The 20,484-nt window shown below is 73.6% G+C and carries 20 protein-coding genes; 16 read left to right on the forward strand and 4 right to left on the reverse strand.

The window, feature by feature from the left end:
• Nucleotides 1-11 precede the first annotated feature (11 nt).
• The 4 genes from CLV28_RS08160 (at nt 12) to CLV28_RS08175 (ending at nt 3,574) form a co-directional block, all read left to right on the forward strand.
• The gene (locus CLV28_RS08160) at nt 12-1,208 is read left to right on the forward strand and encodes a glycosyltransferase family 4 protein (protein ID WP_100423099.1); all 1,197 of its coding nucleotides are present in this window, start codon (nt 12-14) and stop codon (nt 1,206-1,208) included.
• Entirely contained in the window at nt 1,205-1,870 is a 666-nt protein-coding gene (locus tag CLV28_RS08165) for a hypothetical protein (protein WP_100422794.1), read from the forward strand. Before CLV28_RS08160 ends, CLV28_RS08165 begins: the two co-directional genes overlap by 4 nt.
• Nucleotides 1,871-1,974: 104 nt before the next feature.
• Nucleotides 1,975-2,880, forward strand: coding sequence for a pyridoxal 5'-phosphate synthase lyase subunit PdxS (gene pdxS / locus CLV28_RS08170; RefSeq protein ID WP_100422795.1), 906 nt, complete (start codon nt 1,975-1,977; stop codon nt 2,878-2,880).
• A gap of 97 nt (nt 2,881-2,977) precedes the next feature.
• Complete coding sequence (locus CLV28_RS08175; protein WP_100422796.1) at nt 2,978-3,574, forward strand: NUDIX hydrolase; 597 nt, start codon at nt 2,978-2,980, stop codon at nt 3,572-3,574.
• A gap of 11 nt (nt 3,575-3,585) precedes the next feature.
• On the opposite strand, the gene CLV28_RS08180 is transcribed toward CLV28_RS08175, so the two are convergent.
• Nucleotides 3,586-4,458: a DUF3626 domain-containing protein gene (locus CLV28_RS08180; protein ID WP_100422797.1), complete on the reverse strand. Its 873-nt coding sequence runs from the start codon at nt 4,456-4,458 to the stop codon at nt 3,586-3,588.
• 133 nt (nt 4,459-4,591) lie between these two features.
• Entirely contained in the window at nt 4,592-6,379 is a 1,788-nt protein-coding gene (locus CLV28_RS08185) for a chloride channel protein (protein ID WP_100422798.1), read from the reverse strand.
• A 104-nt stretch (nt 6,380-6,483) separates the two neighbouring features.
• Here CLV28_RS08185 and CLV28_RS08190 point away from each other — a divergent pair, with 104 nt between their 5' ends.
• The 12 genes from CLV28_RS08190 to CLV28_RS08245 all read left to right on the forward strand — a co-directional run bounded on the left by CLV28_RS08190 (nt 6,484) and on the right by CLV28_RS08245 (nt 18,663).
• A complete protein-coding gene (locus tag CLV28_RS08190) occupies nt 6,484-6,945 on the forward strand; it encodes a MarR family winged helix-turn-helix transcriptional regulator (RefSeq protein WP_203968154.1) in 462 nt (153 codons plus the stop codon).
• Between the two features lie 86 nt (nt 6,946-7,031).
• Complete coding sequence (gene pdxT / locus CLV28_RS08195) at nt 7,032-7,637, forward strand: pyridoxal 5'-phosphate synthase glutaminase subunit PdxT (protein ID WP_100422799.1); 606 nt, start codon at nt 7,032-7,034, stop codon at nt 7,635-7,637.
• 8 nt (nt 7,638-7,645) lie between these two features.
• Nucleotides 7,646-8,401 carry a YebC/PmpR family DNA-binding transcriptional regulator gene (locus CLV28_RS08200; RefSeq protein WP_100422800.1) on the forward strand — a complete coding sequence of 252 codons (756 nt, stop codon included), beginning with the start codon at nt 7,646-7,648 and terminating at the stop codon, nt 8,399-8,401.
• Nucleotides 8,402-8,504: 103 nt separating this feature from the next.
• Nucleotides 8,505-9,068 (forward strand): crossover junction endodeoxyribonuclease RuvC, encoded by a 564-nt coding sequence (gene ruvC, locus CLV28_RS08205; protein ID WP_100423101.1) that lies wholly within the window; start codon nt 8,505-8,507, stop codon nt 9,066-9,068.
• Nucleotides 9,069-9,156: 88 nt separating this feature from the next.
• The gene (ruvA, locus tag CLV28_RS08210; RefSeq protein ID WP_100422801.1) at nt 9,157-9,774 is read left to right on the forward strand and encodes a Holliday junction branch migration protein RuvA; all 618 of its coding nucleotides are present in this window, start codon (nt 9,157-9,159) and stop codon (nt 9,772-9,774) included.
• Between the two features lie 85 nt (nt 9,775-9,859).
• Nucleotides 9,860-10,888, forward strand: coding sequence for a Holliday junction branch migration DNA helicase RuvB (gene ruvB / locus CLV28_RS08215; RefSeq protein WP_100423102.1), 1,029 nt, complete (start codon nt 9,860-9,862; stop codon nt 10,886-10,888).
• A 143-nt stretch (nt 10,889-11,031) separates the two neighbouring features.
• On the forward strand, nt 11,032-11,448 hold the full coding sequence (gene yajC / locus CLV28_RS08220) for a preprotein translocase subunit YajC (protein WP_100422802.1): 417 nt from the start codon (nt 11,032-11,034) through the stop codon (nt 11,446-11,448).
• A 78-nt stretch (nt 11,449-11,526) separates the two neighbouring features.
• Complete coding sequence (secD, locus tag CLV28_RS08225; RefSeq protein WP_308440381.1) at nt 11,527-13,482, forward strand: protein translocase subunit SecD; 1,956 nt, start codon at nt 11,527-11,529, stop codon at nt 13,480-13,482.
• A complete protein-coding gene (gene secF / locus CLV28_RS08230; RefSeq protein ID WP_100422803.1) occupies nt 13,482-14,585 on the forward strand; it encodes a protein translocase subunit SecF in 1,104 nt (367 codons plus the stop codon). Before secD ends, secF begins: the two co-directional genes overlap by 1 nt.
• A gap of 8 nt (nt 14,586-14,593) precedes the next feature.
• On the forward strand, nt 14,594-15,160 hold the full coding sequence (locus CLV28_RS08235; protein ID WP_203968163.1) for an adenine phosphoribosyltransferase: 567 nt from the start codon (nt 14,594-14,596) through the stop codon (nt 15,158-15,160).
• An 83-nt stretch (nt 15,161-15,243) separates the two neighbouring features.
• Nucleotides 15,244-17,538, forward strand: coding sequence for a RelA/SpoT family protein (locus tag CLV28_RS08240; RefSeq protein ID WP_100422804.1), 2,295 nt, complete (start codon nt 15,244-15,246; stop codon nt 17,536-17,538).
• 36 nt (nt 17,539-17,574) lie between these two features.
• Nucleotides 17,575-18,663: an ATP-dependent DNA ligase gene (locus tag CLV28_RS08245; RefSeq protein ID WP_100422805.1), complete on the forward strand. Its 1,089-nt coding sequence runs from the start codon at nt 17,575-17,577 to the stop codon at nt 18,661-18,663.
• Nucleotides 18,664-18,729: 66 nt separating this feature from the next.
• Here the strand turns inward: CLV28_RS08245 and ligD are convergent, their stop codons facing one another.
• On the reverse strand, nt 18,730-19,797 hold the full coding sequence (gene ligD, locus CLV28_RS08250) for a non-homologous end-joining DNA ligase (RefSeq protein ID WP_100422806.1): 1,068 nt from the start codon (nt 19,795-19,797) through the stop codon (nt 18,730-18,732).
• A 4-nt stretch (nt 19,798-19,801) separates the two neighbouring features.
• Nucleotides 19,802-20,467 carry a hypothetical protein gene (locus CLV28_RS08255; RefSeq protein WP_100422807.1) on the reverse strand — a complete coding sequence of 222 codons (666 nt, stop codon included), beginning with the start codon at nt 20,465-20,467 and terminating at the stop codon, nt 19,802-19,804.
• Nucleotides 20,468-20,484 lie beyond the last annotated feature (17 nt).

Below are 20,484 nucleotides of genomic sequence, written 5' to 3' on the forward strand. Positions count from 1 at the left end.
CGTCCCGCCCCCTGCGCGTCGGCATCGTGTGCCCGTACTCGTTCGACGCCCCCGGCGGCGTGCAGTTCCACGTGCGCGACCTCGCCGAGGCGCTCATGGCCGCCGGCCACCACGTCTCGGTGCTCGCCCCCGCCGACGAGGACACGCCCCTGCCGGCGTTCATCACGTCGGCCGGCAAGGCCGTCCCCGTGCGGTTCAACGGGTCGGTCGCCCGCCTGACGTTCGGCCCCCGCGTCGCCGCGCGCGTGCGCCGGTGGGCCGAGCTCGGCGACTTCGACGTGCTGCACCTGCACGAGCCCGTGACCCCGAGCCTGAGCCTGCTCGCGCTGTGGGCCACGCAGGTTCCCGTCGTGGCGACCTTCCACACCTCGATCGTGCGCTCGCGCGCCCTGCAGCTCGCCTACCCGCTCGTGCGGCAGAGCCTCGAGAAGATCGACGGACGCATCGCGGTCTCCGAGGACGCCCGGCGCACGCTCGTCGACCACCTCGGTGGCGACGCGGTCGTGATCCCGAACGGCGTGTACGTCGACGCGTTCGCCGACGCCGACGCCGACCCGCGCTGGCAGGGCACCCCCGAGCGCCCGACCGTCGCGTTCCTCGGACGCCTCGACGAGCCCCGCAAGGGCCTTCCCGTGCTGGTCGAGGCGATCCCGACGATCCTCGAGCACGTCCCCGGCGCGCGGTTCCTCGTCGCGGGCCGCGGCGACGCGGGACGTGACGCGGCGCTCGCGGCCCTCGGCGAGCACGCCGCGAACGTCGAGTTCCTGGGCGCGGTGAGCGACGACGAGAAGGCCCGCATGCTCGCGTCGGTCGACCTCTACGTGGCGCCGCAGACGGGCGGGGAGAGCTTCGGGATCGTGCTGGTCGAGGCCATGAGCGCGGGCGCGGCGGTCGTCGCGAGCAACCTCGGGGCGTTCCGACGCGTGCTCGACGACGGCGCCGCGGGCGCGTTGTTCGAGGTCGGCGACCCCGTGGACCTCGCGCGCGCGGTCCTCGACGCCCTCGCCGACCCGCAGGGGCGCGCCGCGCGGCGCGAGCGCGCGTCGCAGTTCGTGCGGCAGTTCGACTGGTCGGCCGTGACCACCCAGGTGCTCGCCGTCTACGAGATGGTTCTCGCGGCGTCCGACGCCGCCCGCGACGTCGCCCCGGACACCGGGCTCCTGGGCCGACTGACCCGTAGTCGGCCGAGCGAAGGGAGCGGCGCATGACCTGGTCCGAGATCGTGATCCTGGTCGTGGTCGTCCTCGCGCTGGCCGGCTGGAGCGCGTGGCTCGCCGCGAACCGGCTCGACCGGCTGCACCGCAAGGTCGTCGCGTCGCGCACCGCGCTCGACAGCCAGCTCGTGCGGCGCGCGGCGGCGGCCAGCGAGCTCGCGGGGGCCGGGGTGCTCGACCCGGCGTCGTCGCTGCTGGTCGCGCAGGCCGTGTACGAGGTGTCGCTCGAGGGCGACGCGGGCGACCGTGAGCTCGCGCGCGCGGTGCCCGAGCTCGCCCGCGACCTCACGCACCGGTCCGTGCCGACCGTGCGCGACAGCCTCGCGGTCGGGTTCGACGAGGAGCGCGCGCGCGCCGAGAGCGACCTGTCCGCGATCCTGCGTGGCGCGCTCGGCACCGCCGCGGACGTCGCGCAGCTGCGCGCGCACCCCGACGCCGACGCCCTGCTGCAGTCCCTCTCTGCCGCCTGGTACCGCGTGCAGATCGCCCGCCGGTTCCACAACGAGGCGGTCGCGCAGGCCCAGCGCGTGCGCCGCAAGTGGTGGGTGCGCACGTTCCGCATCGCGGGGCGCGCCGCGCTGCCCGTGACCGTCGAGCTCGACGACGCGTGGCCCGCGGGCCTCGGCCGTCCGGCCGCCGCGGTGAGCGGCGCGTGAGGTCCGGCCGTGCCGGGCGAGCCGACCGGGCGCACCGGTACGCGTAGAATCGACCACGGTGGCGCGACGCGCCATCCCCCCAGATCAGTGAATGTGAGGTTGCGGTGACCAAGGACCCGAGCGACACCACGAGCGTCGGGACGGCCCGCGTCAAGCGTGGCATGGCCGAGATGCTCAAGGGTGGCGTCATCATGGACGTCGTCAACGTCGAGCAGGCGAAGATCGCCGAGGACGCGGGCGCGGTGGCCGTCATGGCCCTCGAGCGCGTCCCGGCGGACATCCGTGCCCAGGGCGGCGTGTCGCGCATGAGCGACCCCGACATGATCGACGGCATCATCGAGGCCGTCTCGATCCCGGTCATGGCCAAGGCGCGGATCGGCCACTTCGTCGAGGCGCAGGTGCTGCAGTCGCTCGGCGTCGACTACATCGACGAGTCCGAGGTGCTGACCCCGGCCGACTACGCCAACCACATCGACAAGTGGGACTTCACGGCCCCGTTCGTGTGCGGTGCGACGAACCTCGGCGAGGCTCTGCGCCGCATCACCGAGGGCGCGGCCATGATCCGTTCCAAGGGTGAGGCCGGCACGGGCGACGTCTCGAACGCGACGACGCACATGCGCCAGATCCGCCAGCAGATCCGCGCGCTCGCGTCGCTGCCCGAGGACGAGCTGTTCGTCGCGGCCAAGGAGCTCCAGGCCCCGTACGAGCTCGTCAAGGAGGTCGCGACCACGGGCAAGCTCCCTGTCGTGCTCTTCACCGCGGGCGGTATCGCGACCCCGGCCGACGCGGCCATGATGATGCAGCTCGGCGCCGAGGGCGTGTTCGTCGGCTCGGGCATCTTCAAGTCGGGCAACCCGGCGCAGCGCGCCGCGGCCGTGGTCAAGGCCACGACGTTCTTCGACGACCCTGACGTCATCGCGAAGGTCTCGCGCGGCCTCGGCGAGGCGATGGTCGGCATCAACGTCGACGAGATCCCCGAGCCGCACCGTCTGGCCGAGCGCGGCTGGTGAGCTGACGCCGGCCCGCGACCTGACGCGACCGACCGGCACGCGCGGCCCCCGTCCCCGGCACCACCGGGAGCGGGGGCCGTCGCGTACCCTGGCGCGCATGAGCGCCCAGCCCCCCGGAACGCCCCTGCCCGCCGGGTCCCCCGAGGGGCGGACGTCGCCGCCGGCCTCGCGCCTCGGCCCCGAGTGGGTCGTGGGCGCCGACGGGCTCCGGTTCCGTCGTGGCGCACGCGTGATCCTCCTCGACCCGGACGGCCGGGTACTTCTCGTGCGCGGGCACGACGTCGACCAGCCGGGCCGGTCCTGGTGGTTCACGGTCGGCGGGGGCATCGACGCGGGGGAGGACGCCGCCGCCGCCGCGGTGCGCGAGGTGCGCGAGGAGACCGGCATCGTGCTCACGGTCGCCGACCTCGAGGGTCCGGTCGTGCGCCGGTCGGCGGTGTTCGACTTCTACGCCGAGACGTGCCGCCAGGACGAGGAGATCTTCGTCGCGCGCGTCGGGCCGACGGCCGCGCTCACGCGCGACGGGTGGACGGCGGTCGAGCACGAGACCCTCGACGAGATGCGCTGGTGGTCGGCCGACGAGCTCGACGCCGTGACGATCGAGGTCTTCCCCGCCGAGCTCGCCGAGCTGGTCCGGGCCTTCGCGCCGGGGTGGGACGGCGTCGTCCGCGACCTCGGCGAGGGGCGCGGCTGAGCGCCTGACTCTCAGGGCTCGACGGGCGTACCGAACCGCGCGACGCAGTGCCAGAGCCGCTTGAGGTCCTGCGGGTCCTCGTGGCCCGTCCGCGCCGCCCGGGCCAGGACCGCGGCGTCGAGCAGCCCGTCGACGGCGACCCGGAACCCGGACTCGACGACCCGTGCGCCCCGGAACCCGGGGTGCGCGGCGAGGACGTCGACGGGGAGCCGGCGGCCCTCGTGCCACGCGACCGGGACCCCGAGGCTGTCGGCGGCACGCTCGACCTGCGTCCCGCGGAACGACGGGTCCAGCACGAGCGCCTCGACGTCGGTCGCGAGCCGCACGCCGCCGTGCACGTGCGCCTCGACGTAGGCGTCGAGCGCGCCGCCGTCGCGTGCCTCCTCGGCGTCGGTGCGGGGAACGGCCGCGAAGGCCTCGGCGAGGGGGAGCAGGTCGAAGGCGCCCGCGGTCCCGAACGAGGTCGGCTCGAGCACCGAGTCGGGGAAGCAGAAGGTGCAGCGGTCCAGGACGTGCGCGGCGAGCCGCAGGTGCGCCGACCCGAAGCGCAGGGCGCCACCGGACCGTGACCTGCGGTGGTTCAGGGCCCCGTACACCGGTCGTGCGGACGCCGGGGCCGCGTCGTACGCCGTGCCGAACATCCGCTGCTCCCACCGCCAGCGCGCCTCGCCGGGGCGCGCACCCAGGCCGCCGTTGCTCGTCCCGGTCTCGAACTGCGACCGGTACCGGCCGTCGTGGGCGAGCGACTCCAGCACGCTCGACCCGTGGTGCGTGCGGTCCGGGTGGAAGGTGAGCGTCACGCGCAGCGTGCGGTCGAGCGGCGCGCCCCGGGCGTGCGCGCCGACGTGGGCGAGCGCTCGGCCGGCGGGCGTGTCGAGGGTCACGTGCCGATCGTGCCAGCGGGCGCATCCCGGCGCACGGCCGTGCTCGGGGATGGTCGGTCGCGCGCGGGCAGGGTCACTCGCGCGCGGGCAGGGTCACTCGCGCGCGGGCAGGGTCACTCGCTCGCGGGCATGGTCAGTCGTGCGCGGCGGTCGCGTTCGCGAGCGCGCCGAGCACCGCGCGGTGACTCAGCCAGCCCACGAGCGAGCCGCCGGCGTCCACGACGGCCACGCCCGCGTCGTCGGGCCGTCGACGCAGCACGTCGACGGCGTCGCGCAGCGAGCCGTCGACACCGACGCGACCGACCTCGTCGTAGACGTCCGCGACGGTGCGGTGCGCGACGTCGTCGTCCTCGTCGAGCGACCGGGCGACGTCCGCGGCGCGCAGCTGGCCGCGCAGCCGCCCGTCGTCGACCACGGCGAGCGTGGGGCTGCCGCTCGCGAAGACGGTCCGGGCCGCCCCGGGCAACGGCGCGCCGGGCGCGAGCGTGGGCGGGGCGGGGTCCATGACGTCGGCGACGCGCAGGTCGGTCAGCACCTGGTCGGCCGGGTGGCCGTCCAGGACGATGCCACGGCGGCGCAGCTTGAGGCTGTAGACGGTGTCGTCGCTCAGTGCCCGGCTCACGCCGGTGGCCAGGACGATCGCGAGCATGAGCGGCAGGATGATCGTGTACTCGCCCGTGAGCTCGAACAGCATGATCACGGCGGTCAGGGGAGCGCGGGCCGTCCCGGCGAACACCGCGCCCATGCCGACGATCGCGAATGCGCCGGGCGAGGGTGCCAGGGCCGGGACGAGCGCGTGCGCGACCTGGCCGAACGCGGCGCCGAGCATCCCGCCGATGAACAGCGACGGCGCGAACACGCCGCCGGACCCGCCGATCCCGAGCGTGAGGCTCGTCGCGACGACCTTGCCCACGAGCAGCAGCAGGAGGAAGCCGACGACGTAGCCGCCGTTGACGCCCGTCTCGAGCACCGGGTAGCCCACGCCGTACATCTGTGGCAGCACGAGAAGGACGAGGCCGAGCAGCACGCCGCCGGCGGCGGGCCGCAGCCACTCGGGCCCGCGCCACACGCGGTCGCAGAGGTCCTCGACCGCGTACAGGATGCGCGTGAACCCGATGCCGACGGCGCCTGCGACGAGTCCCAGCAGGGCGAACAGCAGGTAGGTCCACGCGGAGTCGATCGTGAAGGCCGGCAGTGCGAGGAACGGGTCGTCGCCGAGGATCGCGCGCCCGACGACGGACGCGACGACCGACGAGAGCACGACGAACCCGAACGACCGGGCGCGGAAGTCGCGCAGGATCAGCTCGAGCGCGAAGAGCACCCCCGCGATCGGGGCGTTGAAGGTCGCGGCGATGCCCGCGGCGGCGCCGGCCGCGACGAGCGTGCGCATGCGGTCGAGCGGCATGCGCGTCGCCTGCCCGACGCTCGACCCGAGCGCCGCGCCGATCTGGACGATCGGGCCCTCGCGCCCCACGGACCCGCCCGAGCCGATGCAGATCGCGGACGCGAGCGCCTTGACCGCGGCCACGCGGGCGCGGATGCGACCGCCGTGCCGCGCGACGGCGAGCATGACCTCGGGCACGCCGTGGCCTCGGGCCTCGCGCGCCCCGAGGTAGACGATCGGGCCGTAGACCAGTCCGCCGACGACGGGCGCGAGCACGACGAACCAGGGGCCGAGCCACGGGAGGTTCGGGTTGGCGGGGTGCTGGCCCACGCCGACCGCGGAGTAGTCGGCGAAGCCCGAGAACACGAGCGTCGCGTGCTCGATGAGCCACCGGAAGCCGACCGCGCCGAGTCCCGTGAGCGCGCCGACGGCGACGGTCAGGGCGACGAAGCCGACGGTGCCGGTGCGCGCGCTCTCGGCCGCCCGGTCCCAGCCGCGCGAGGTCGTGCGGGCGAGCCCGGTGAGGGCATGCGTCATGACCGGTTCCTTGCATGCATACAACTAATGTACCAGGGCAACTATGCTGGTCGGGACCGCGCGCGGCCCGTCGGCGGCGCGCGCGAAGCGGCTACGCTGGCCGGATGGACGACGTCGAGAGCACCGCCGACGCCACGCTGCACGCCTCGCGCGCGCTGGTCGCGGTCATCGCCCGCTCGCTCGCCTCGGCGCTCGAGGACGTCTCGCTCCCGCAGTTCCGCGTGCTCGTGCTGCTGTCCAACAACGGGCCCTTGCGCCAGGGCGTCGTGGCCGAGCAGCTCGGCGTGCACGCCTCGACCTTCTCCCGCAACGCGGGTCGGCTCGTGGCCGGGGGATGGGTGCGCCGGCTCGAGGACCCCGACAACGGGCAGGCCAAGCGGCTCGAGCTCACCGACGCCGGTCGGGCGCTCGTCGATCAGGTCACCGAGCAGCGGCGCGCCGAGATCGCTGCCGTGGTCGCCGCGGTGCCGGCCGCGGAGCGCCCCGCGGTGCTCGCCGCGTTCCGCGCGTTCGCGCACGCCGCGGGCGAGCCCGACCCGCAGGACCTGCAGACGCTCGCGATGTAGGTCCCGGTCGTGCGGGCGGTGTGACGCTGCGCACGCCCGCGCTCGCGGACCGCGGTCGCCCGCGGCGTCCGCCCTAGGATTGACCGGTGATCCCCACCATCGGCGTCCTGGCCCTGCAAGGTGACGTGCGCGAGCACGTCCACGCGCTCGAGGCGGGGGGAGCGCGCGCCGTGGGCGTGCGCCGTCCCGCCGAGCTCGCCGCGGTCGACGGCCTCGTGCTCCCGGGCGGGGAGTCGACCACGATCGACAAGCTGCTGCGCATCTTCGAGCTGCGCGACCTCGTGCGCGAGCGGATCGCCGACGGCATGCCCGTCTACGGCTCGTGCGCGGGCATGATCCTGCTCGCCGACCGCGTGCTCGGCGGCACGAGCGACCAGGAGACCCTCGGCGGCCTCGACGTCACGGTGCGCCGCAACGCGTTCGGGCGCCAGGTCGACTCGTTCGAGACGACGCTCGACGTGCGGGGCGTCGACGGCGGCCCTGTGCCCGCGACCTTCATCCGCGCCCCGTGGATCGAGGAGGCCGGCGCGGACGTCGAGGTGCTCGCCGCGATACCGGACGACGCCCCGGGCGCGGCCGCCGGTAGGATCGTCGCAGTACGTCAAGGAGCCTTGCTCGCGACCTCGTTCCACCCGGAGATCACCGGTGACTCTCGCGTGCACGAGCTGTTCGTCACGATGGTGAAGGAGTAAGTCGGGCAATGTCAGGTCACTCCAAGTGGGCAACGACGAAGCACCAGAAGGCCGCGAAGGACGCCAAGCGCGGGAAGCTCTTCGCGAAGCTCATCAAGAACATCGAGGTCGCGGCGCGCACGGGCGGCGGTGACCCCTCGGGCAACCCGACCCTGTTCGACGCGATCCAGAAGGCCAAGAAGACCTCGGTCCCGAACGACAACATCGACCGCGCGGTCAAGCGCGGCTCCGGCCAGGAGGCCGGCGGCGTCGACTACCAGACGATCATGTACGAGGGCTACGGCTCGGGCGGCATCGCGGTGCTCGTCGAGTGCCTCACCGACAACAAGAACCGCGCCGCGGCCGACGTCCGCCTCGCGTTCTCGCGCAACGGCGGCCAGCTCGCCGACCCGGGCTCGGTCTCGTACCTGTTCTCGCGCAAGGGCATCGTGATCGTGCCCAAGGAGGGCACGACCGAGGACGCCGTCATGGAGGCCGTGCTCGAGGCGGGCGGCGAGGAGGTCACCGACCTCGGCGACTCGTTCGAGGTCATGTCCGAGGCGACCGACCTGGTACCCGTGCGCACCGCGCTGCAGGAGGCCGGGATCGAGTACGACTCCGCCGACGTGGTGTTCCACCCGTCGATGCAGATCGAGGTCGACGCCGACGGCGCGCGCAACATCCTGCGCCTGATCGACACGCTCGAGGACAGCGACGACGTCCAGACCGTCTACGCGAACTTCGACGCCTCGGACGAGGTCATGGCCGAGCTCGAGAACGACTGACACCGCACCGCCCCGGAGGCCCGGGAGCCGTCCCCGCGGGGAGGCTCCCGGGCCTCCGGCGTGTGCGGGCGGGGGTGTCGGTGCCGCGTGCGAAGGTGTGCTCGTGCGCGTACTCGGAGTGGACCCAGGCCTGACCCGGTGCGGCGTGGGGGTCGTCGACTCCCTGCCCGGGCGCCGGGCCGAGCTCGTCGCCGTCGGCGTCCTGCAGAGTCCGCACACCGACTCGGTCGACCTGCGACTGCTGCGCATCGCGGACCGCCTCGACGCCTGGTTCGACGAGCACGTGCCCGACGTCGTCGCGGTCGAGCGCGTGTTCGCCCAGCACAACGTCGGGACCGTCATGGGCACCGCGCAGGTCGCGGGGCTCGCGATGGTCGCCGCGGCGCGCCGCGGCGTGCCGGTCGCGCTGCACACCCCGAGCGAGGTCAAGGCCGCGGTCACGGGCACGGGACGCGCCGGCAAGGAGCAGGTCCAGCGCATGGTCACGAGCATCCTGGGCCTCGCCGCCCCACCCCGGCCCGCGGACGCCGCCGACGCCCTGGCGATCGCGATCTGCCACCTGTGGCGCCCCACGGGCGCGCTCCAGGGCGGCGAGCGGCACCAGCTCACGCCCGCGCAGCGGGCCTGGGCCGCGGCCGAGCAGAGCGCGCGCGGCGGTCGCGGGTGAGCGCGCACGCCGGTGCTAGGCTGACCGCCGCTCGTACAGGTGTTCGCACCACGAGCGCCCGCACCTCGTCCTGGTCCTGGAGGTCCCCGTGATCGCTGCGCTGTCGGGGACCGTCGTCTCCGTGTCCCTCGACCGTCTCGTGCTCGACGTGGGCGGGGTGGGGTACCTCGTGCACGCGACCCCGGCGACGCTCTCGTCGCTGCGCGTGGGGGAGCAGGCCCGGGTCGCGACGTCCCTCGTGGTGCGCGAGGACTCGATGACGCTCTACGGGTTCGGCGACGACGACGAGCGCGAGGTCTTCGAGACCGTGCAGACCGTCAGCGGCGTCGGGCCCCGGCTCGCGCTTGCGATGCTCGCGGTGCACACGCCCGACGCGCTGCGGCGCGCGGTCGCGGGCGAGGACCTCGCCGCGCTCGTGCGCGTGCCCGGGATCGGGCGCAAGGGCGCCCAGCGCATCGTCCTCGAGCTCGGCGACCGCCTCGGACCCGCCACGGGGTCGGACGACGCAGCCGCGGTCCCGGCGTCCGCGCACGACCACCGGGGCCAGGTCGTGGACGCGCTCGTCGGCCTGGGCTGGACCGCGAAGGTCGCCGACGACACGGTCGACGCGGTGCTCGACGCCGCCGGCGAGTCCACGGTCGCGGCGGACGACGTCGCGGGCGCGCTGCGCGCGGCGCTGCGCCTGCTCGGGGCGCAGCGTGGCTGACTTCGACCGCGTGGGTCTCCCCGGACGGCTCCCGGGCCCGCGCGACGCTGCGCGCAGCGACCGGGCTGGGTTCGCCGACGAGTCCGTGACGACCGAGCGGCTCGTCGCCGCGGGGGCCGACGACATCGAGCGCGCCGCCGAGGCCGCGCTGCGCCCCCGGTCGCTCGAGGACTTCGTCGGCCAGCGCGTCGTGCGCGACCAGCTCTCGCTCGTGCTGCACGCGGCGCTGGGCCGCGGCACGCCGCCCGACCACGTGCTGCTCTCGGGGCCGCCCGGGCTCGGCAAGACGACCCTCGCGATGATCATCGCGAACGAGCTCGGCACGTCGCTGCGCGTGACCTCAGGCCCCGCGATCCAGCACGCGGGCGACCTCGCCGCGGTGCTGTCCTCGCTCGAGGAGGGTGAGGTGCTGTTCATCGACGAGATCCACCGCCTCGCGCGGCCCGCCGAGGAGCTCCTGTACGTCGCGATGGAGGACTTCCGGGTCGACGTCGTGGTCGGCAAGGGCGCCGGGGCGAGCGCGATCCCGCTGAGCCTGCCGCCGTTCACGGTGGTCGGCGCCACGACGCGGGCCGGCCTGCTGCCCGCACCGCTGCGCGACCGTTTCGGGTTCACGGGGCACCTCGACTTCTACGCCGCTGACGAGCTCGAGCGCGTCGTGACGCGCTCGGCGCACCTGCTCGGTGCGCCGCTCGACGCGGACGCCGCGCGCGAGCTCGCGAGCCGTTCGCGCGGCACGCCCCGCATCGCGAACCGTCTGCTGCGGCGCGTGCGCGACTGGGCGCAGGTGCGCGGCGACGGCAGCATGGACCTGCGGGCCGCGCGGGCCGCGCTCGAGGTCTACGAGGTCGACGCCCTCGGGCTCGACCGGCTCGACCGCGCCGTGCTGACCTCGCTGTGCACCCGGTTCAACGGCGGCCCCGTCGGCCTGTCGACGCTCGCGGTGACCGTGGGCGAGGAGACCGAGACGGTCGAGACGGTCGCCGAGCCGTACCTCGTGCGCGAGGGCCTCATGGGCCGCACGCCGCGCGGCCGCGTCGCCACGCCCGCCGCGTGGGCGCACCTGGGCCTCGAGCCGCCCGCGCCCGCGGGCACCCTGTTCGACGCCGACTGACGCCCGGGTGTGACGGAGCGCTCATCACGAGGCCCTAGACTGTGCGCACCGACGCACGGGAACTCCTGGACGCCGGTGCCCGTTGGACGACGGAGCGCCGGCGCCTAGACTGCCGCGCGGACCCGACAGCAAAGGAACCACCGATGGAACTCCTGATCTTCGCCGCTCTCGCGATCGGCCTGCTCTTCTTCATGAGCAGCCGAACCCGCAAGCAGCAGCAGACGCAGCAGAGCTTCCGGTCCAGCCTGGCACCCGGTCAGGAGGTCATGACGGCGTCGGGGCTCTTCGGGACGGTCGTCGCGATCGACGACGAGAACGACGTGATCACGCTCGAGACCGAGCCGGGCGGGTCGCAGACCCGCTGGCTGCGCGCCGCGATCGCCAAGCGCGTCGACACCGACGAGGTCGTCGAGGACGAGACCGAGACCGACGCCGTGCTCGGCACCGCGGACGACGCCGGGATCGACCTGGGCAAGCGCGACGACTCGTTCGACGTGCCCGACGACATCTCGGGCATCGACGGCCCGCGCCGTGACGACGAGGGCGACAAGACCAAGTGATCGGGGCGCCCCGGGCCATCGGCCCGGGGCGTCGAACCCGTACCGCGCGGCGGTACGCACACGAGAAGAGACGGACAGTTGGCCACCAGCAAGGCACGCACGCGACCGGTTCGCACACTGGTCGTCCTCGGCGTCCTGATCGTCGCGATGTTCGCGACGATCTTCGCGGGGACGAAGCTCGACGCCAAGAGCGAGGACAACCCGAACGGCGCGAGCTGGGCTCCCGGCCTCGCCCTCGACCTGCAGGGCGGCACCGAGCTGATCCTCAAGGCCGTGACCGAGGACGGGTCGACCCCGACCGACGAGGACATGGACCAGTCGATCGCGGTGATCCGCCAGCGCATCGACTCCTCCGGCGTCGCCGAGGCGGAGATCACGCGCCAGGGCGCGACCAACATCGTCGTCGGGATCCCCGGTGAGGTAAGCCAGTCGACGATCGACCTGATCGTCACGCCCGCGCAGATGGCCTTCCGTCCCGTGCTGCAGATCCTCGCGCCGGGAGCGACCGCGACCGACGAGCCCACGGACGGTGCGACCGACGCCGCCACGGACGCTCCGACCGACGGCGCGGACGACGCCGCCGCGACGGACACGGCCACGGACGCCGCGACGGACACGGCCACGGACGCCGCGACCGCGGCGCCGTCGGACGGCGCGAGCGACGCCGCGTCCGACACGGCCACGGACGCCGCGACCGACGACGCGACGCCGGCCACCGACCCGAGCGACCTCGCGCAGATCACCCCCGAGGTCCAGGCCGAGATCGACGCGTTCGACTGCACCGACCCGGCGAACCTCACGGGCGGCAACAGCGGCAGTGCCGACGACGTCCTCGTCACCTGCGACGACACCGGCACGGCCAAGTACGTGCTCGGCCCGGTCGAGATCTCGGGCGACGAGATCGACTCCGCCTCCGCGGGCCTGCAGACCACGCAGAGCGGCGCCACGACCGGCGCCTGGGAGGTCGCGCTGAAGTTCACCGGTCAGGGCCGGGACGACTTCGCCGCGTCGACCGAGCGCATCTCGACCCTCGAGTCGCCGCGCAACCAGTTCGCGATCGTGCTCGACGGTCTCGTGATCTCTGCCCCCTCGGTCGACGAGATCATCCCGAACGGCGAGGCCAGCATCACCGGTTCGTTCACGCGTGAGTCGGCCACGACGCTCGCCAACCAGCTCAACTTCGGTGCCCTGCCGCTCACGTTCGAGGTGCAGAGCCAGGAGACGATCTCTGCGACGCTCGGTGCCGAGCAGCTCAAGCAGGGCCTCATCGCGGGCGTCATCGGCCTGCTGCTCGTGGCCCTCTACTCGCTCGCGCAGTACCGTGCGCTCGGGCTCGTGACGCTCGCCTCGCTCGTGATCGCGTCGATCGTGACGTACGGCGTCATCACGCTCATGTCGTGGACGCAGGGCTACCGGCTCTCGCTGCCCGGCGTCGCCGGTCTGATCGTCGCGATCGGCATCACGGCGGACTCGTTCATCGTGTACTTCGAGCGCATCAGGGACGAGCTGCGCGACGGACGCCCGCTCGTGGGCGCGGTCGAGCGCGGGTGGTCCCGGGCGCGACGCACGATCCTCGCGTCCGACACCGTGAACTTCCTGGCCGCCGTGATCCTCTACGTGCTCGCGGTCGGCTCGGTGCGAGGCTTCGCGTTCACGCTGGGCCTGACGACCGTGATCGACCTCATCGTGGTCATCATGTTCACGCACCCGGTGCTGCAGCTGCTCGCCAAGACCAAGTTCTTCGGCGAGGGCCACCGCGGCTCGGGCCTCGACCCGCGCCGGCTCGGGGTCGACTCGATCCGCTACGGCGGTCGCGGGCGCGTGGTCACGCCCAAGCGCCCCGTCGCGGACGAGGTCGCCACGCTCGACGCGGACCGTGAGCCGGTCGCGGTGGGTGCGGCAGCGGGCGAGGGACGACGCATGACCATCGCGGAGCGGCGTGCCGCCGAGCGCAAGGCCGCCGAGGCGGGCACCGAGCCCGACCAGGCAGACGCTGCGCCCCAGGCGCGCGACCAGGACGAGGAGACGCACTGATGGCCAGCGGTTTCGCCCAGTGGGGCAACGACCTGTACACGGGTCGCCGCTCCTACCAGATCGTCGGCAAGCGCCGCGGCTACTTCGTCGCCTCGGCCCTCGTCGTGCTGTTCTCGGTCCTCGTCGTCGGGTTCAAGGGCTTCGACCTCGGCATCGAGTTCCGTGGTGGTTCGCAGTTCACGGTCTCCCAGGTCGCGGACACCTCGGAGCAGATCGCGCTCGACGCGGTCGCGGCCGTGGCGCCCGACGAGGAGCCGCGTGTCTCGGTCGTCGGTGGCAGCTCGATGCGCGTGCAGACCGAGGAGCTCACCCCGACCGAGGTGACGGAGGTCAGCGCCGCGCTGGCCGAGGGCTACGGCGTCTCGACGGACGACGTCACGTCGTCGTTCATCGGCCCGTCGTGGGGCAAGGACGTCTCGGGTGCCGCGCTGCGCGCGCTCGTGATCTTCCTGGCGTTCGTCGCGATCGTGATGTCGCTGTACTTCCGCAGCTGGCGCATGGCCGTCTCGGCGCTCGTCGCGCTCTTCCACGACGTCGTGATCACCGCGGGGCTGTACGCGCTGATCGGCTGGGAGGTCACGCCGGCGACGGTCATCGGCTTCCTGACGATCCTCGGGTACTCGGTCTACGACACGGTCGTGGTGTTCGACAAGGTCCGTGAGAACACGCACGGCGTGCTCGACCAGACCCGATCGACGTACGCCGAGAAGGCCAACCTGGCCGTCAACCAGACGCTCATCCGGTCGATCAACACGTCGATCGTTGCGCTGCTGCCGGTCGGGTCGATCCTCTTCATCGGCGCGTTCGTGCTCGGTGCCGGGACGCTGCGCGACATCTCGCTCGCGCTGTTCATCGGCATCGCGGTCGGGGCGTACTCCTCGATCTTCCTCGCGACGCCGCTCGAGGTGGCCCTGCGCGAGCGGGAGCCCAAGATCAAGGCGCACACCGACAAGGTGCTCACGGCCCGCCGTGAGCGCGCCGAGCAGGCCGGGGCGGACGAGGCGGACGCCGTGCTCGCCGCCGCGGGCGTCGAGGGCGCCGCGCAGCTCGTGCCCGGGTCGCACCAGGGCAACCGCGCGCAGCCGCGCCGCAAGCGGCGCTGAGCGTGAGCATCCAGCCGCGGGACGTGGCACGGCTCGGCCTCGCGCCGGGCCGTGCCGCGGCCCTCGCGCAGCTCGTGCGCGACGTCCCGGACTACCCGCAGCCCGGGGTGATGTTCCGTGACATCACGGGCCTGCTCGCCGACGGGCCGGCGTTCGCCGACCTGGTCGGTGCCTTCGCCGCGGCCCAGGAGCCCGGCGCGGTCGACCTCGTCGTCGGCATGGAGGCCCGCGGCTTCCTCCTCGGGGCGCCGCTCGCGGTCGCCCTCGGTGTCGGGTTCGTGCCGCTGCGCAAGGCGGGCAAGCTCCCGGCGCCGACCGAGCGCGTCGCGTACGACCTCGAGTACGGCACGGCCGAGCTCGAGGTGCGCACGGGGTCGATCCCCGCGGGGGCACGGGTCGTGGTCGTCGACGACGTGCTCGCCACGGGCGGCACCGCCGCCGCGGCGGTCGAGCTCGTCGAGCGGTGCGGTGCGCAGGTCGTGGACGTGCAGTTCCTGCTCGAGCTCGACGCGCTCGGCGGGCGCGCACGTCTCGCGGGGCGCCCGCTGACCTCGTTGTGGGCGGTCCCGGCGTAGGATTGCCCCACTCCGGACGCGTCCAGACGCGGTCCGGGTGCGGCGCCCGTGCGGGCGACCGACCGACGTCGGAGGGAGGTCGCGTGAGCGACGACACGCGGACCAGCCCGCAGGGTTCTCGGGTGCGGTCCCGGCTCGTGCGGTTCGGCGGGCGGCCCCAGGGCACCCCGGCGCTCGAGCCGCTGCTCCAGGCGGTGCGCACCAACCACCCGAAGGCCGACCTCTCGGGCATCGAGCGCGCGTACGTCACGGCGGAGAAGGCGCACCGCGGTCAGCTGCGCAAGAGCGGCGACCCGTACATCACGCACCCGGTCGCGGTCGCGACGATCCTGGCCGAGCTCGGCATGACGCCGCCGACCCTCGCGGCGGCGCTGCTGCACGACACGGTCGAAGACACCGACTACTCGCTCGACCAGCTGCGCAGCGAGTACGGCGACGAGATCGCGATGCTCGTCGACGGCGTGACCAAGCTCGACAAGGTCCAGTACGGCGACGCCGCGCAGGCCGAGACCGTGCGCAAGATGGTCGTCGCGATGGCCCGTGACATCCGCGTGCTCGTGATCAAGCTCGCGGACCGCCTGCACAACGCCCGCACCTGGAAGTTCGTGCCCGCGAAGTCGGCCGAGCGCAAGGCGCGCGAGACCCTCGAGATCTACGCGCCGCTCGCGCACCGCCTCGGCATGAACACGATCAAGTGGGAGCTCGAGGACCTCTCGTTCGCGGCCCTGTACCCCAAGGTCTACGACGAGATCGTGCACCTGGTGGCCGAGCGCGCCCCGGCCCGCGAGGAGTACCTCGCGGTCGTGCGCGGACAGGTCACGGCCGACCTGCGCGGCGCCAAGATCAAGGCGACGGTCACGGGCCGGCCCAAGCACTACTACTCGATCTACCAGAAGATGATCGTGCGCGGCCACGACTTCGCGGAGATCTACGACCTCGTCGGCGTGCGCGTCCTGGTGGACTCGGTGCGCGACTGCTACGCGGCGCTCGGCGCGCTGCACGCGCGGTGGAACCCGGTGCCCGGCCGGTTCAAGGACTACATCGCGATGCCGAAGTTCAACATGTACCAGTCGTTGCACACGACCGTGATCGGCCCGGGCGGCAAGCCCGTCGAGATCCAGCTGCGCACGCACGACATGCACCGTCGCGCCGAGTACGGCGTCGCGGCGCACTGGAAGTACAAGGAGGCCGCCAAGGCGGGCAAGCCGTCCGAGGACGGCGCGGGCGGCCCGAGCGACATGCACTGGCTGCGCCAGCTCGTCGACTGGCAGCGCGAGACGGCGGACCCGGGGGAGTTCCTCGACTCGCTGCGCTTCGAGATCGGTGGCGCCGAGGTCTACGTGTTCACGCCCAAGGGCGACGTCATGGCGCTGCCCATGGGATCGACCCCGGTCGACTTCTCGTACGCGGTGCACACCGAGGTGGGGCACCGCACGATGGGTGCGCGCGTCAACGGGCGTCTCGTCCCGCTCGACTCCCCGCTCGACAACGGCGACGTCGTCGAGGTGCTCACCTCGAAGTCCGAGAACGCGGGGCCGAGCCGGGACTGGCTCGCGTTCGTCAAGAGCCCGCGGGCGCGCAACAAGATCCGGCAGTGGTTCTCCAAGGAGCGCCGCGACGAGGCCGTCGAGCAGGGCAAGGACCAGATCGCCAAGGCGATGCGCAAGCAGAACCTGCCGATCCAGCGCCTGCTCTCGCACGAGGGGCTGCTCGCCCTCGCGAACGAGCTGCGCTACCCGGACGTGACCTCGCTGTACGCCGCGATCGGCGAGGGCCAGGCCTCGGCCGCGAGCGTCGTGCAGAAGCTCGTGCACTCGATGGGCGGCGAGGAGGGCACGACCGAGGACGTCGCCGAGACCGCACGTCCGGGGCAGACCGCGCGGCGCGTGCGCACGGGCGACCCGGGCGTCGTGGTCAAGGGCGTCGACGACGTGTGGGTCAAGCTCGCCAAGTGCTGCACGCCCGTGCCGGGCGACGAGATCATCGGGTTCGTCACGCGCGGCCACGGCGTGAGCGTGCACCGCACGGACTGCGCGAACGTCGTCGGGCTGCGCGACCAGCCCGAGCGGATCGTCGACGTCGGCTGGTCCACGGGGGCGAACACCATGTTCCTCGTGCAGATCCAGGTCGAGGCGCTCGACCGCTCGCGCCTGCTGTCCGACGTCACGCGCGTGCTGTCGGACCACCACGTCAACATCCTCTCGGCGTCGGTCTCGACCTCGAACGACCGGGTCGCGATCTCGCGCTTCGTGTTCGAGATGGCCGAGCCCGGGCACCTCGCCTCGGTCCTGACCGCGGTGCGCAAGATCGACGGCGTGTTCGACGTCTACCGCATCACGGGGTCGAAGGCCGAGCAGGCGCCGAGCCTCCCGGCCTGACGCGCCGCGTGCGGGGCCCGGTGGCAGCATCGAGCCATGGACCTGCCCGTGCTGCCCCCCATCGCCCCGATGCTCGCCAAGGCCGTGCCGGGCATCCCCGCCGCGGACTCGCGCCCGGGCGGGTTCGTGTACGAGCCCAAGTGGGACGGGTTCCGGTGCGTGGTCTTCCGCGACGGCGACGAGGTGCTCCTCGCGAGCCGCAGCGGCAAGCCGCTCGACAGGTACTTCCCCGACGTCGTCGACGCGGTGCGTGATGCGCTCCCGCAGCGCTGCGTGGTCGACGGGGAGATCGTCGTCGCGCAGGGGGCGCGGCTCGAGTTCGAGCTGCTGCAGCAGCGCGTGCACCCGGCGGCGTCCCGGGTCGCACGGCTTGCGGCCGAGACCCCGGCGGCGCTCGTGGTCTTCGACGTCCTCGCCCTCGGCGACGACGACGTGTCCGGGCAGCCGCTCGAACGGCGGCACGACGCGCTCGACGCCCTCGCGCTGCGCGGACCGCTGGTCTTCACCACGCCCCGCACGCGGGACGCCGCGGTCGCCCAGCAGTGGTTCGAGAGCTTCGAGGGCGCGGGGCTCGACGGCGTGGTCGCCAAGCCGCTCGACCTGCCCTACCAGCCGGGCAAGCGGTCGATGCTCAAGATCAAGCACGAGCGCACCGCCGACGTCGTGCTCGCCGGCTACCGGCCGCACAAGGACTCGACGCCCGACGAGCCCCGGGTGGGTTCGCTCCTGCTCGGCCTCCACGACGCGCACGGTCAGCTGCGGTTCGTCGGGGCGGCGTCGTCGTTCACGGCGGTGCGCCGTGCTCAGCTCGCGGCCGAGCTTGCGCCGGGCGTCGTGGTCGAGGACCACCCGTGGATCGACCAGGACGGCGAGCAGGTGCCCGGTGCGCCCTCGCGGTGGACCGGGAGCAAGGACACGTCGTTCGTCGCGCTGCGCCCCGAGCGCGTGCTCGAGGTCGCCTACGACCACATGGAGGGGCCGCGGTTCCGGCACACCGTGCAGATGCGGCGCTGGCGCGAGGACCGCGAGCCGGAGTCGTGCACGTACGAGCAGCTCGACGAGCCGGTGTCCTACGACCTCGCCGAGCTGCTGCCCGGCGCCCCGGGCAGCGAGGGCCGCGGCTGATGGGCCTGCGTGATCGGCCTGCCTGAGCGGTCCTGAGCGATCGTCTGCTGCTGATCGGCTGATCGCTCAGTCGTGCCGTGCGCGGCTCGGCTGCACCCGCGCCGGCTCGCCCGGCATCTTCGGGTACTCGGGCGGGTACGGCAGGTCGCCGAGGTCGTGGTCGCGCTCGTCGCGCGCCGCGAGCTCGAGCAGGGCCTCGAGAGAGCCGGGCGAGTCGGCGTGTCCGCCGGCCGACGCCTGCGCGAACAGGTCGCCCACCTCGGCGAACCGGGCGGGCATGGTCGTGACGTCGAAGTCGTCCGGCCGCGCGTCGGCGACCTCGGCCCACCGCAGCGGTGCCGACACGGTCGCCCGGGCGTTCGGCCGGATCGAGTAGGCCGAGGCCATGGTGCGGTCACGCGCCATCTGGTTGTAGTCGAAGAAGATCTTCTCGCCGCGCTCCTCCTTCCACCACCGCGTCGTGACCTGCTCGGGACGGCGCCGCTCGAGCTCGCGCCCGAACGCGATCGTCGCGCGGCGCGCCTCGACGAAGTCCCACCGCGGCGCGATCGGCACGAACACGTGCAGGCCGCGACCGCCCGACGTCTTCGGGTACCCGACGAGGCCGACCTCGGCCAGGAGCTCCTGCACGTCGTCGGCCAGCGCGGCCGCGTCGGTGTAGTCGGTCCCGGGCTGCGGGTCGAGGTCGATCCGCAGCTGGTCGGGCCGGTCGACGTCGTCACGGCGCACGGGCCACGGGTGGAACGTGATCGTGCCGAGGTTCGCCGCCCAGGCGACGACCGCGAGCTCGGTCGGGGCGACCTCGTCGGCCGTGCGCCCGCTCGGGAACCCGATCCGGGCCGTCTCGACGTACTCCGGCGCGCCGCGCGGGACGCGCTTCTGGAAGAACGCGTCACCTGTGCTGTCGGTGCGCGTGCTCAGCCGGGCGCCGTCGAGCACGCCCTTGGGCCAGCGCTCGAGCGTCGTGGGGCGCTCGTGGAGCGCCGCGAGGATCCCGTCGCCGACGGCGAGGTAGTAGTCGACGACGTCGCGCTTGGTGAGTCCCCGGTGGGGGAACACGACCCGGTCGCCCGACGACACGCGCACGGTGCGGCCGGCGACCTCGATCTCGACCGCGGGGGAGGAGGGGCTCATGACGTCACGCTAGTTCGGGCCCGGCAGCAGCGCCCGACGGGACGAGCGTGGCGGCGACGGCCAGGTCGAGCACCTGCCGTGCGACTCCCCGGCCGCGCCAGCGGTGCCGCAGCTCGAGCGCACGCCGGGCGCCGCGCGGGTCGATCCCGGTCGCGGCGCACACCCTGACGACGCAGCGGGCCGCGGCGGCGAGGTCGTCGGGCAGCGGGGTCACGAGCGTGCCGCACGCGTGCGCCGGGACCGTCGGGGACGACGCGACGTCGAGCACGGTCCGCAGGGGCGACGTGACCTGCACGCCCCCGAGGTCGACGACCTCCGAGCGCAGGATGCGCGCGTACCGCACGACCCTGCCCGGGTCGTGCGCGGGGGCACGCACGCCGTCCGACGCCAGGAAACCCAGCAGCGCCGGTGGCTCGCCACCCGCGTGGACCCAGGCCGCCGTGCGTCCGGCCACCACGAGCCCGCCGACCGACGGGCTCGCGAGCGAGCGCGCCCGCACCCGCGGCGTGACGGCCGTGCCCCGCGCGACCGCGACCCACGGCCGGACCACCTGCACCGCGCCGCGGCGCACGAGGTCGTCGAACGCCGCCGCGCCGCCTACGTGCTCGGGCCGGACCAGGGCGTCGTCAGGGTCGACCACGGGGCTCAGGTAGGCGCGAAGGGTCTGCACGCGCCCACCATGACGCA

Origin of the sequence: Sediminihabitans luteus, assembly GCF_002797595.1 — a bacterium.
Classification (GTDB): Bacteria; Actinomycetota; Actinomycetes; order Actinomycetales; family Cellulomonadaceae; genus Paraoerskovia; species Paraoerskovia lutea.